We start from the raw sequence: 12,822 nt of genomic DNA on the forward strand, positions 1-12,822 counted from the left end.
CCCGGTCCGCGTCAGGCGGCGGGGCGCCAGAACGGCAGGGACGCCTCATCGTTCAGCGGGACGAAGTCGACCTCGACCCGCATCCCGATCCGGACCTCGTCCACCTCGCAGCCGATCACGTTTCCCATGATCCGCGGCCCCTCGTCGAGCTCGACCACGGCGACCGCGTACGGGGTCCACTGGCTGAACGGGAACGCCCCGTTCTGCCGCACCACCGAGAAGGTGTGCACGACGCCCCTGCCCGCGGTGGTCAGCCAGCCGGGCACGGCGCCGCACTCGACGCAGATCTGCCGGGGGTAGAACTGCCGGTGGCGGCACTCGGGGCACTCCTGCACCAGCAGCTCGCCGCGCAGCGTGGCCTCCCAGTACGGCCGGGTGGAGGCGTCCAGCAGCGGTACCGGGCGGCCCTCCATCGGGGGTGCGTCAGTGGGTGTGGTGGCGTTCGTCATGCCTTGTCCTTTCCGAGGATCACGGTGCCCATCGCCGACAGCCAGCCGCCGGAGCCGCACGCCAGGGCGACCTCGGCGCCCTCGACCTGCGCCGCGCCGCCCTGGCCGCGCAGCTGCCGGGTGGCCTCGATGAGCAGGAAGATGCCGCGCATGCCGGGGTGGCAGGAGCTGAGCGCGCCGCCGTCGGTGTTCAGCGGCAGGGCGCCGCCGAGCTGCAGGGCGCCGGAGGCCGCGAACGGGCCGCCCTCGCCCTTCTTGCAGAACCCGAGGTCCTCCAGCATGAGCAGCGCGGTGATGGTGAAGCTGTCGTAGAGCTGCACCGTGTCGACGTCGTCGGGGGTGAGGCCCGCCTGGGCGAAGGCCTCCTTCCCGCTGCGCTCGGCGGCGGTGCGGGTGTAGTCGGGCATCTGGCTGATGTTCCAGTGCGTCTGCGCCGACGCGGCGCCCAGCACGTACACCGGCGGCTGGCGCAGGTCGCGGGCCCGCTCGGCGGTGGTGACGATCACCGCGCCGCCGCCGTCGGAGACCACGCAGCAGTCCAGCAGGTGCAGTGGATCGGCGATCATACGGGAGTTGACCACGTCCTCGACCGTCATCGGCTTGCGGTACTGCGCGTTCGGGTTGAGCGCGGCGTGCGTGCGGCAGGCCACCGCGATCGCGGCCAGCTGCTCGGAGGTGGTGCCGTACTCGTGCATGTGCCGCTGCGCGGCCATGGCGTAGGCGCCGATCAGCGAGTTGCCCCAGGGCGCCTCGAACTGCAGGACGCCCGGGACCGCCTCGCCCGGCCTCTTGGCGCCGAAGCCGGGGTTGGTGCCCGACTTGGTGTACAGGTCGGAGCCGTAGACGATCAGCACGTTGTCGCACAGGCCGGCCCGGATCGCGGCCGCCGCGTGCTGGACGTGCAGCTCGAAACTGGAGCCGCCGACGGCGGTGCCGTCGAAGTACCGCGGGTTGATGCCCAGGATCTCGGCCATGGTGCCGGCGTTGTCGGGCTGCGCGAAGTCTCCCTGGGCGCACATGAACCCGTCGATCTCGCTCTTGGCGAGGCCGCAGTCGGCGAGCGCCCGCTGCACGGCGAGTACGTGGTGCCCGACCGCGTCGAGATGCGGGGCCTTGGGGTAGTCGCTCAGGCCGATCCCGGCGACGACTGGCGTGCGGTCAACCATGGGTGTGGTCTCTCCTCGTGAGGGTGGGCTGCGGTCAGCGGTTGGGAGCGGGCTCGCGGGGGAGGCCGAGGATGCGCTCGGCCATGATGTTGCGCATGATCTCGTCGGTGCCGCCGGCGAGGCGCAGGGACGGCGCGCTCAGCGCGAGCTCGGCCCAGACGTAGGTGCCCCACTCGCCGGTGTCGGCGGTCATGCGGGCTCCGAGGACACGGCCGGCGAGCGCGCCGATGGCGCGCACGTTCTCCGAGTCCATCAGCTTGATGATCGAGGCCTCGGCCCCGGGCTCGCCCCCGGCGGCGCGGGCGGCGGCCCGAGCGGCGGTCCACCGGATGATGTCGCGCCGGATCGCGATCCGGGCGAACTCCGCCCGGATGCCGGTGTCGCCGTCGAGGCCGAAGTGCCTGATCAGGCCGAGCAGCCGCTCGACCGGGTCGGAGGCGGGCGGGGAGGTCCGGTAGCCCATGGACGCCCGCTCGTTGCCGAGCGTGGTCATGGCCACCTTCCAGCCGTCGCCGGGCCTGCCGAGCACGTGGCTGTCGGGGACGAACACGTCGTCCACGAACACCTCGTTGAACGCCTCGCCACCGGTCATCTGGCGCAGCGGACGGACCTCGACGCCGGGGTCGTGCATGTCGATCATCAGCATGGTCAGGCCGCCGTGCTTGGAGGCCTCCGGGTCGGTGCGGACCAGCATCTCGCCGATGTCGCTGTAGTGGGCGCCGGAGGTCCACACCTTCTGCCCGCTCACCCGCCAGCCGTCGCCGTCGCGGACCCCGCGGCTGCGGACCCCGGCCAGGTCCGAGCCGGCCTCGGGCTCGGAGAAGAGCTGGCAGGCGAGCAGGTCGGCCCGGTACAGCGCGCGGAGGTACCTCTCCTTGACCTCCGGGGTGCCCCAGGCGAGCAGGGTCGGCGCGACGATGTGGTGGCCGACGACGAAGCAGGCCTCCGAGGGCAGCTCGTAGTCGGCGGCCACCTCGTCGAACAGTTCCTGGAAGCACGCGTCCCGGCCGCCGCCGCCGTACTCGGCCGGGCCGGTGAGCCAGCCGAACCCGGCGTCGAAGAGCTCGCGGCGGAAGGCCGTCGCGGCCTCCACCATCCGCAGCTCCTCCTCGCGGGTCGGCTCGGCGCCGGAGCTCAGCTCGTCCGAGCCGACACCCCAGCCCTCCTGTGCCTCCGGGAGCGGCTTGGCGTGCGCGTCGAGGAACGCCCGGACGGCGTCCCGGAACGCGGCCTCGCCGGTCGGGGGGTGTTCGGTCTGGTCACTCACGCTTGCTCCCGCAGCAGACGGTGGAGCACCTTGCCACTGGCGTTCTTGGGCAGGGTGCCGGTGTGGATTCGGATCTCGTCGGGCACCTTGTACTTCGCGAGGCGGTCCCGGCAGAACCCGCGGATGTCCTCGGGCGTGGTCTCGGCGGCGGCCGCCCCGGCGAGTACGACATGGGCCCGCACGGTCTGGCCCCAGTGCGGGTCCGGGACGCCGACGACGGCGCACTCGACCACGCCGGGGAAGGCGGACAGGACCGTCTCGATCTCGATCGGGTAGACGTTCTCGCCACCACGGATGATCATGTCGTCCCTGCGGCCGGCCAAGTACAGGTAGCCCTCCTCGTCGAGGTGGCCGAGGTCGCCGCCCTTGAACCAGCCGTTCACCACCACCTGGGCGGTCTTCTCCGGCTGGCCGTGGTAGCCGCTCATCACCATGTCGCTGCGGGTGACGATCTGGCCGACCTCGCCGGTCGGCACCTCCCGGTCGTCGGCGTCCCAGATCTGCAGGTCGATGTTGTAGCCGGGGCGCCCCACCGACTTCAGCAGGTGCGGGTGCCCGTTCAGCGCGCGCAGGTGGTCCTCGGGGGTCAGCACGCTCTGCATGCCCGCCTCGGTGCCGGCGCCAAAGCCGTTGTAGAAGTCGCAGTCCATCACCGCCATCGCCCGGGTCAGCAGGTCGGGCGACATCGGCGCGGCACCGTAGAAGACCGAGCGCAGCGTGGCGAAGTCGGCCGGGTCCACGTCCGGCTGCCGCAGCAGCGCACTGATCATGGTCGGCACCAGGAACACGTCGGTGAGGCCCTTGCGGCACCACCTCAGCAGCTCCGCCGGGTCCCACTGCGGGATGATCAGCGACGTCGAGCCGCGGTGGATCGCGTTGAGCACCAGGCCGAGCCCGGCGACGTGGTACAGCGGGGAGGCCGAGTAGCGGAACTCGTCCCGCAGGAAGCGGTACTCCAGGACCGCGTTGGAGACCATGGTCTTCCACATGCGGTGCGACTGCATGACGCCCTTGGGCAGGCCGGTCGTGCCGCTGGTGAAGGCGAGCGCGATCACGTCCTCGTCCTCGACCGCCGCCGGCACCGGGGCGCCGGCCGCGCCGAGCGCGAGGACCTCCTCCAGCGGGACGGTCCCCTCGGAGGCCGTGCCGCAGCCGACCACGTGCGCCAGGTGCGGCAGCTCCGGCCGGGCCCGCAGCACGTCCGGCGCGTACCGGTCGCCGACGAAGATCCAGGACGCCTCGGCGGTGCGTAGCAGGGTCGTGATCTCGGCGGGCGACAGCCGGTAGTTCAGCGGCACCGCCACCGCGCCGAGCTTGAACAGGGCGAGCAGGATCTCCACGTACTCCGGCGAGTCGGTGTCCAGGATCGCGACCCGGTCGCCCTGCCGCAGGCCCGTCTCCTGCATGCCTCGGGCCAGCCGGTCCACCCGGTCGCGGACCTCGGCGAAGGTGCGTGAGCCGTCGGCGGTGACGAAGCACTCCCGGTTCGGGGAGCGCCGCGCGGCCATGTCGATCCACTCCCCGATCCGGATCCCCGACAGGCGCTGCCCGGTCAGCGGGGCCGGGCGGGGGTGCTGCGCGGCCATCTCACTTCCCCAGCATCTCGGCGAGGAGCTCCATCTCGGCCAGGCTGTTGCCCGGCACCTGGTAGCCGGTGTCGTCGAAGACCTCGGCCAGGTGGTCGCGGACGTCCTCGGCGCTGAGGGAGCCGTTGACATAACCACGGGTCATGCCGACGAACACCCGGGCCACCCGCCCGGCGCCCGCGCTGAGCACCTCGCCGGACAGCTCGCACGAGTCGTGGCACAGGTACGCGACCACGGACGAGACCAGCGCGGGGTCCAGCCGGTCGGCGAGCGGGTTCTCGAAGCCCTCGGTCATCCGGGTGAGCGCCACCGGGCCGACCGCGTTCGCCCTGATGTCGTACTTGCGGCCCTCGATGGCCAGCACCTTGATCAGCCCGATCAGCCCCATCTTGGCCGAGGCGTACGAGGCCTGGCCGAAGTTGCCGAAGAAGCCGGCCGAGGACGAGGTCACCACGACCCGCCCGAAGCCCTGCTCACGGAAGATCCGCCAGGCCGGGCGGGTGACATTGAAGGCGCCCTTCAGGTGCACGTCCAGCACCGGGTCCACGTCGTCGGGGCCGGTGTTCTGGAAGGTCTTGTCGCGCAGGATGCCCGCGTTGTTCACCACGACGTCCACCCGGCCGAACGCGGAGACCGCGGTCCGGATCAGGGCCTCGCCGCCCTCGACGGTGGCGACGGAGTTGACGTCGGCCACCGCGGTGCCGCCGAGCGCCTCGATCTCCTTGACCACGATCGCCGCCCGGCCGCTCTCGACGCCGTCACCTGACAGGGACGTGCCCATGTCGTTGACGACGACCTTCGCGCCGCGGCGTCCCAGTTCGAGGGCGTGGGCCCGGCCGAGCCCCCCGCCCGCTCCGGTGACCACGGCGACCCGACCGTCGAAGCTAAGATCCACGGTGACTTCCTCCTTTGGCGGCGGCCCCGCACCGGCGGCGGCGCGGCATCAGCTCGATAATCGGCATCGACACGAACGATCGCTCAAGGGGAGTTACTGCGGGCGTTACGGCTCCGGCCGCTCATGCCGGGTGCACACGCCCCTTCTAACGTCCTGGCCATGAGCGGACTTCAACAACTGGCCGACGCGACCGCGGCGTTCACCGGCCTCGCCGAGGAGCACGAGGAGTTCCGGGACAGCGTGCGGTCGTTCGTGGAGCGGGTCTCCCCGGAGTCGCAGGTACGCCGCCTGATGGACACCGATTCGGGTTACGACCCGCAGGTGTGGCGACAGATGGCCGAGCAGCTCGGTCTGCAGGGGATCGCGATCCCCGAGCGGTTCGGCGGCTCGGGGGCGTCCTTTCTCGAACTGGGCGTGGTACTGGAGGAGACGGGCCGGGCCCTGCTGGGCGGGCCGTTCTTCGCCACCGTGGTGCTCGCCGTCAACGCCCTGCTCCTGTCCGGCGACGAGCAGGCGCAGCAGGACTTCCTGCCCGGGATCGCCGCCGGGGAAACGGTCGCCTCGGTGGCGATCACCGAGCCGTCCGGGTCCTGGCGGCCCGGCGACGTCGCGCTGCGGGCGTCACCCGAGGACGGCGTCTGGCGGCTGTCCGGGACCAAGTCGTTCGTGCTGGACGGGCATGTGGCCGACCTGCTGCTGGTCTTCGCCAGGACCGGCGCCGGGCTCTCGCTGTTCGCGGTCTTCGGGGAGGCCGCCCGGCTGACCCGGACGCAGCTGCCGACGATGGACCGGACGCGCCGGCAGGCGGTGCTGGAGTTCGACCGGACCCCGGCGCGGCTGGTCGGCGCGGAGGGCGCCGCGGGCCCCGTGCTGGAGCGCCTGCTGGACCTGGCGGCGGTCGGCCTGGCCGCCGAGCAGGTCGGCGGCGCCCAGCGGTGCCTGGAGATGTCGGTCGAGTACGCCAAGGTGCGCAGCCAGTTCGGGCGGCTGATCGGCTCGTTCCAGGCGATCAAGCACAAGTGCGCGGACATGCTGATGGCGGTCGAGTCGGCCCGGTCGGCGGCGCACTACGCGATGTACACGGCCGGGGAGGACCTGCCGGAGCTCCCGGTGGTCGCCGGCCTGGCCAAGTCCTACTGCTCGGAGGCCTACACCATGGTGGCGGGCGAGAACATCCACGTACACGGGGGCATCGGGTTCACCTGGGAGCATCCGGCGCACCTGTACTTCAAACGGGCGGCGTCCTCGGCGCTGCTGTTCGGCGACCCCGACCACCACCGGGCCCGGTACGCCGACGGGGTGGGACTGTGAGCGCGCAGCCGGTCATCGCGGGCGACGACCTGCGCGGCGTGATGGCCTGTTTCGCCACCGGAGTGGTCGTGGTGACCGCCTCCGGGACGGACGGCCCGGTGGGGATGGCGGTCAACTCGTTCGTCTCGGTGTCGCTGGACCCGCCGCTGGTGCTGTTCTGCGCGGCGCACACCTCGACCACCTGGCCGGCGATCCAGGCCGCCGGGCACTTCTGCGCCAACGTGCTGTCGGCCGACCAGGAGGAGCTGGCCCGGCAGTTCGCCCGCCGAGGCGACCGGTTCGCGGGCGTGCCGCACACCTCCGGGACGACCGGCGCCCCCGTGCTGGGCGACGTGCACGCGCACGTGGAGTGCACGATCGTCGACACCTACGAGGCCGGCGACCACACCCTGGTGCTCGGCCGGGTGCTGGAGCTCGCCGCCGACGACGAGGCGGCGCCGCTGCTCTTCTACCGCAGCGCCTACCGACTGTTCTGAGCAAGATCCCGACTGGTCGACATGACGAAGGAGTGACAAGTGGTAGCCGCGATCCGCAACGCCGAGTGGTGCGCCTGGTTCCCGGAGGACTACCGGTGGGCGTACAACGTGATGCTGGTGCTCGCCGTGGTGCCGACCGGCGGCGCCGAGGTCGGCGAGATCGACCGGGTCTGCCGGCGGCTGGCCGGCCACGTGGGCGACGACGAGCGTTGGTTCCGCGAGTGGGGCGCCATGGGCGACCACGTCCGGGGCCTCGCCGAGAAGGCCGAGGCGCGGGGCGACCGCCGCGCCGCCCTGGCGCACTACCGCCGGGCCACCAGCTACTACTTCGCCGCCGAGCGGTTCCGTTTCCCCAAGGACGCGGAGGCGCTGGCCTCCTACCGGGCGATGACGGACTGCTTCCGGCGCGCCGCCGAGCTGGACGACCGGTACCGGATCGAGCACGTGGAGATCCCGTACGAGGACACCGCGCTGCCCGCGATCTTCATCTCCGCCGCCTCCTCGCCCGGTGACCGGCGGCCCGCGGTGCTGTTCATGAGCGGGTTCGACGGCAACAAGGAGCACAACTGGTTCCTCGGCGCCGAGGACCTGATCGCCCGCGGCGTCTCGGTGCTGTCGCTGGACAGCCCCGGCGTCGGCGAGGCCGTCCGCTTCCGCGGCGTTCCGCTGCGGCACGACTACGAGGCGGCCGGCAGCGCCGCGATCGACTGGCTGGAGGGCCGCTCGGACGTGGACGCCGACCGGATCGGCGTGATGGCGCTGAGCCTGGGCGGCTACTACGCCTCGCGCTGCGCCAGCATGGAGCCCCGGTTCAAGGCCTGCGTCGCCTGGGGCGCGATCTGGGACTACCACCGGATCTGGCGCGAGCGGATCGAGGCCGCGTACGCCAAGCAGCTGCCGGTCCCCGGCGAGCACCTGGTCTGGTCCACCGGGACCTCCTCCAACACCGAGGCGCTGCGGCTGCTGGAGGGTTTCCGGCTGGCCGACGTGGTGCCCCGGATGGACTGCCCGTTCCTGCTGGTGCACGGCGAGGACGACCAGCAGGTGCCGGTGTCCGACGCCCACCTGCTCTACGACGCCTGCGGATCGGCGGACAAGACGCTGCGGATCTTCACCAATGAGGAGGGGGCCGCGCAGCACTGCCACATGGACAACCTGTCGATCGCGGTGCCCGAGATCAACGCCTGGCTGGCCGACCGGCTCGGCGCCTCCGCCGGATAACGGCCCGTTCGGATAACGACCGGCTTAACGGCGGGCGGCCTAGCGTGCTCCCGCCGGAAGGCGGTCGCTCCACCCACGACCCACCACGGCCGCCGCGCCGGCACGACCCATCTGGAGATTGCGATGACCACTGGTAAGCCCCGCCCGCTCATCTCGGTCGACTCCCACGTCGTGGAGCCGAAGGACCTCTGGCTCAAGCGGCTGCCGCAGCGCTTCCAGCACCAGGCCCCCCAGGTCCAGTCCACCGACAAGGGCGACTTCTTCGTCGTGCCCAACACCGGGATGTCGCCCAAGCCGGTCGGCACCGAGGGCGCCATGATCAACACGAAGATCAACAGTGTGATCACCAAGCCCACCGGCTACCGCTTCGAGGACCAGCGGCCCGGTGCGTACGACCCGGCCGCCCGGCTGGAGGACCAGGACAGCCAGGGCATCCTGGCCGAGGTCGTCTACCCGGGCTGGCTGATCGTGCACAGCATCCCCGACTTCGAGCTCAAGGTCGCCTGCGTGCGCGCGTACAACGACTGGCTGTTCGAGGAGTTCTGCTCCTACAACCCCGACCGGCTGATCGGCGCGGTCGCGCTCCCGGTCGGCCCGGGTCCGATCGAGCCCGCGATCGAGGAGGCCAGGCGCTGGGCCGAACGCGGCGCCAAGACCTTCCTGCTCCCGCAGGCGGTCCCCGGCATGGCCTGGGGCGACGACCACTGGGAGCCGCTGTGGGCGGTCCTGGAGGAGATCGGGCTGCCCGTCGGGTTCCACCAGGCCGCCGGCCAGGTGGCCATGTTCAACGACAAGACCACCCCGGGCGTGTTCTGGACCACCGCCGTCGGCAACAAGATCAGCCTGGGCTGGGTGTTCATGCAGCTGGTCTACGGCGCGGTCCCCGAGCGCCACCCGAACCTGCGGTTCATCCTGGTCGAGGGCGGCATCGGCTGGATCGCCTTCCAGCTCAACACCATGGACCACCTGTTCACCGACCACCACCGCTGGACGATCCCCGAGCTGGCGATGAAGCCCAGCGACTACTTCAACCGCAACTTCTGGGCCACCTTCGAGGACGACCGGCCCGGCATCCTCACCCTGCCCATGCTGGACGAGAAGCGGCTGATGTGGGCCGGAGACTACCCGCACACCGAGGGCAACTTCCCCTACTCCCAGGAGCAGGTCGCGCACGACTTCCAGGGCATCGACGAGTCGGTGATCTCCGCGATCACCCACGACAACGCGATCGACCTGTTCGGCCTGTCGGTGCCCCGGCTCGTCAAGGCCTGACGGGCGCACCCGGATCCGGCGGCGGTCGTCACGACCGCCGCCGGACCGCGTTCGCGGTACCCGCGGACGAGTCGGGGCGGCGCGTTCCGATGGCACGTTCCAAGGGGCGTGTCCGGAGGGCGGAGGCGGCGGAGGTCAGATCCCGCGCAGCTCGCTGACCAGCTGCCGGGTCGTCGGCATCGGCCCCACGCCGAGCTCGGCCAGGGCCTTGGTCAGCCGCTGGAACTCGGCCAGCACGGCGTGCGGCGCGCCCAGCGCCCCCTCCACCTGCATCCGCACGCAGTAGGCGGACTCGCAGAACGGATCCCGGTTGATCGCGAACGAGGCCGCCTGCCTGGCACGCTCCAGATGACCGAGCGACAGCGCCACCTCGGCGGCGTCGACCGCCGCGTTGACGATCATCACCTCCAGCTCGTGCCGGCGCTCCTCGGCCCACTCCAGCTCGCTCTCGGGCAGGTAGGGCCCCTCGACCAGCTCCAGCGTCGACTCGATCCGCTCCAGCCGCTCCGCGCCGCGCAGCCCGTACGCTTCCTTGATCATCCGCTCGAAGCGCAGGTCGGTGCTGTCCACGTACAGGCCGTCGGCCCAGCGGACGTGGCTCTGCGAGGTCCGGGCCAGGTTCACCCCGGTCGCCTGCCGCAGCTTGTGCACCACCTGGCGGAAGTAGTTGCCGCCGCGGCGCGGGTCGGCGTCGGGGAACAGCCGCTCCTGCAGCCGGTGCCGCTCCACCCCCTCGGGGTGCAGCGTGAGGTAGGCGGCCAGCTCCAGCACCTTGGTCCGGCGCGAGCAGCGCGGCACGCCGTCCACGATCAGGTCGAGTACCGGGCCGTGCGTGTGCACGTCGATGACGATCACCCGCTCGGAGGCCACGGCCGGCTGGCGCTTGCGCGCCTCCGGCGGCTGGTGGCCGACCAGCTGACGCCAGCGGGTGCCGCCGACGTCGTTCTCGATCTGGCGGCGCAGCACCCCGGGCACGTCGTTCAGCGCGTTCTTCAGGATGAACAGGCAGCCGATCGCGTTCGCGGTCTCGTAGGCGAGCTCGACCGCGGCCGACGCCGCCTCGGCGTGGCCCAGCCGGGCCTCGGCCTCGGCCAGGTAGGTGGCGGCGAAGGGCAGCATCAGGGTGCGGCCGGCCGCCCGCATCGCCTCGGTCGCGGTGCGCAGCACCCGCACGGCGTCCTCGGGCCGGTCGATCCGCAGGTAGGCCAGGCCCTGGAAGGTCTGGCCCCACTCGGCGTAGCAGCGGTTGCCGCTCGCGGCCGAGCGGCTGATCGCGTCGGCCAGGGTCATCCGGGCGTCGTCCACCCGGCCCAGGGTGAGCTGCAGGACGCCGACCACGACCTCGAAGCAGGGCTCCCAGCCGAACCGGGTCCTGCGGCTGTGCTCGACCGCCGACTCGGCGGCCCACAGCGCCTTCTCGGTCTGCCCCTCGGCCCACAGCAGCCACGCCTCGTGGAAGAACCACAGGTCGGTGTGCGCGCCGAACTTGATCGCCTCGGGGACCTCGTCCAGCAGCTCGCGGGCCAGGGCCAGCTCGCCGCGCCAGACCAGGGCGAGCAGCGGGTGCGGGGTGCGGAAGAACGAGCGCGGCGGCCAGTCGTCCTCGTCGGGCAGCATCCGCAGCAGCTGGTCCAGCCGCCCCTGCACCAGCAGGCCCCAGGAGTACACGCGCTCGCTGTCCACCCAGTCCCGGCCGGGCGGGGAGGCGACCGGCTCGCGGCCCGCCACCGCCTCCAGTTCGTAGCGGACCGCCTCGGCCCGGAAGTCGCCCTCGTAGTTGCGGATCAGCTCCAGCGCCTCGGCCGGGCGCCACTGCATGGCGTACCCGACGAACGCGACCGCGCCGGGGTCGGACTTGGCCACGTCGCCGAGCACGCCCTCCTGGTGCAGCCGGCCGATCAGCGCCTGCGCCTCGGGGATGCGCCGCACCCCGTACAGCGCGCGCAGCAGAGCGCCGAGCAGGACCGGGCGGGACTCGACCACCTGGTTGCCGAACGCCTCCAGCCAGCGCAGCAGGACCAGCCAGTCGGCGCGGGCGGACAGCGCGGCGACGGCGCGCTCGGCCACGTCGGCGGCCTTCTCCAGCTCCCCCGCCTCCAGGTAGGTCTCGACCGCGTCCTCGTGCATCCCGATCTCCTCCAGGAGCCGGGCGTACCGGCTCTGCAGGCCGGGCAGCTCGCCGGGCAGCCGCGCCTGCAGCTGCTCGCGCAGGTACTGGCGGAACCGGGGGTGGTAGACCAGCGCGCGGTCGGCCTTGGTCGCCGGCAGGTGCCGCGAGCCGAGCGACTGCCACAGCCGGTAGCCCTTCTCGCCGCAGAGGGCGACCGCGGCCCGCGCGGTGACGATGGCCGGGATCGAGGTGCGCAGCAGGAAGTCCTGCTCCTCCTCGGGGAGGCGGGCCAGGATCTCCCGGGAGACGAAGCCGGCCAGCGCGTCCGGCCCGTTCTCGGACTGGAGCCCGGGGACGATGTCGAAGGCGACGGCGGCGATCCAGCCCTTGGTGGCCTCCATCAGCGGCGCCGGGTCCCGCCCGCCCTGGCCGTGCGCGGCGAGCAGCGTGCGGGCCTCGTCCATGTTGAGGGCCAGGTCCTCGCCGCTCATCCGGGCGATCCGGCCCTGCATCATCATCCGGCCGATCGGGCCGCTCAGGTCCTCGCGGCTCAGGATGACCGTCCGGACGCCCGGCGGCAGGTAGTCCAGGAAGACGCCGAGCACGGCGAGCGTCTCGTCCGCGTCCACCAGCCACTCGCAGTCGTCCAGGACGAGCAGCAGGGACGCGTCGGCGACGCTCTCGGCGAGCATCGCGGCCACCTCGGTCGCCGGGAAGCCCTCCGCCAGGGCGGTCTCCACCGTCCGGGACGCCTCGGGATCCAGGCCGGACAGTGCCTCGGCCAGGTAGACCATCAGCCGGGACGGGCTGCGGTCGCCGGCGTCGAGCGTCAGCCAGGCCAGCGGCCAGCCGAACCGCGTGGCGAACATCCGGGTCTGCACGGTCTTGCCGGATCCGGCCGCGGCGAAGATCACGATCGTTTCGTGGGACTCGAGGAGGGCGGCGAACTGCTCGTCCAGCCGGTCCCTGGTGATCGTCCCACGCGGCAGTCCAGGGGGTTGGACTTTGTGACTCAAGATCATGCCAGCCTCAGTTCACCAGAACGTAGCGTCACAGCGACTCCACCGAA

At 72.0% G+C, this 12,822-nt stretch carries 10 protein-coding genes; 4 read left to right on the plus strand and 6 right to left on the minus strand.

Annotation, left to right across the window (positions count from 1 at the left end; translation table 11 throughout):
- Positions 1 to 11 precede the first annotated feature (11 nt).
- Genes AB0J58_RS29115 through AB0J58_RS29135 form a run of 5 tightly spaced genes read right to left on the minus strand, consistent with a single transcriptional unit; the run spans position 12 to position 5,363 of the window.
- Positions 12 to 449 (minus strand): Zn-ribbon domain-containing OB-fold protein, encoded by a 438-nt coding sequence (locus AB0J58_RS29115; protein ID WP_343976069.1) that lies wholly within the window; start codon positions 447 to 449, stop codon positions 12 to 14.
- Positions 446 to 1,615: an acetyl-CoA acetyltransferase gene (locus AB0J58_RS29120; protein WP_343976065.1), complete on the minus strand. Its 1,170-nt coding sequence runs from the start codon at positions 1,613 to 1,615 to the stop codon at positions 446 to 448. The genes AB0J58_RS29115 and AB0J58_RS29120 overlap by 4 nt, the downstream gene beginning before the upstream one ends.
- Before the next feature lie 34 nt (positions 1,616 to 1,649).
- On the minus strand, positions 1,650 to 2,882 hold the full coding sequence (locus AB0J58_RS29125) for an acyl-CoA dehydrogenase family protein (protein WP_364221459.1): 1,233 nt from the start codon (positions 2,880 to 2,882) through the stop codon (positions 1,650 to 1,652).
- Complete coding sequence (locus tag AB0J58_RS29130; RefSeq protein WP_364221462.1) at positions 2,879 to 4,468, minus strand: AMP-binding protein; 1,590 nt, start codon at positions 4,466 to 4,468, stop codon at positions 2,879 to 2,881. Before AB0J58_RS29130 ends, AB0J58_RS29125 begins: the two co-directional genes overlap by 4 nt.
- A gap of 1 nt (position 4,469) precedes the next feature.
- Entirely contained in the window at positions 4,470 to 5,363 is an 894-nt protein-coding gene (locus tag AB0J58_RS29135) for an SDR family NAD(P)-dependent oxidoreductase (RefSeq protein WP_364221465.1), read from the minus strand.
- Between the two features lie 159 nt (positions 5,364 to 5,522).
- On the opposite strand from AB0J58_RS29135, the gene AB0J58_RS29140 reads away from it, so the two are divergent.
- The 4 genes from AB0J58_RS29140 (at position 5,523) to AB0J58_RS29155 (ending at position 9,643) form a co-directional block, all read left to right on the plus strand.
- Positions 5,523 to 6,674, plus strand: a complete 1,152-nt coding sequence (locus AB0J58_RS29140; RefSeq protein WP_364221468.1) for an acyl-CoA dehydrogenase family protein — start codon at positions 5,523 to 5,525, stop codon at positions 6,672 to 6,674.
- Complete coding sequence (locus AB0J58_RS29145) at positions 6,671 to 7,150, plus strand: flavin reductase family protein (protein ID WP_364221471.1); 480 nt, start codon at positions 6,671 to 6,673, stop codon at positions 7,148 to 7,150. Before AB0J58_RS29140 ends, AB0J58_RS29145 begins: the two co-directional genes overlap by 4 nt.
- A 39-nt stretch (positions 7,151 to 7,189) precedes the next feature.
- The gene (locus AB0J58_RS29150) at positions 7,190 to 8,371 is read left to right on the plus strand and encodes an alpha/beta hydrolase (RefSeq protein WP_364221474.1); all 1,182 of its coding nucleotides are present in this window, start codon (positions 7,190 to 7,192) and stop codon (positions 8,369 to 8,371) included.
- A 123-nt stretch (positions 8,372 to 8,494) separates the two neighbouring features.
- Positions 8,495 to 9,643 (plus strand): amidohydrolase family protein, encoded by a 1,149-nt coding sequence (locus AB0J58_RS29155; RefSeq protein WP_343976041.1) that lies wholly within the window; start codon positions 8,495 to 8,497, stop codon positions 9,641 to 9,643.
- Positions 9,644 to 9,778: 135 nt separating this feature from the next.
- Here AB0J58_RS29155 and AB0J58_RS29160 read toward each other — a convergent pair whose 3' ends face one another.
- A complete protein-coding gene (locus AB0J58_RS29160) occupies positions 9,779 to 12,775 on the minus strand; it encodes a BTAD domain-containing putative transcriptional regulator (protein ID WP_364221477.1) in 2,997 nt (998 codons plus the stop codon).
- Between the last annotated feature and the right edge of the window lie 47 nt (positions 12,776 to 12,822).

This window comes from Streptosporangium sp. NPDC049644 (assembly GCF_040675205.1).
Lineage (GTDB): Bacteria > Actinomycetota > Actinomycetes > Streptosporangiales > Streptosporangiaceae > Streptosporangium > Streptosporangium fukuiense.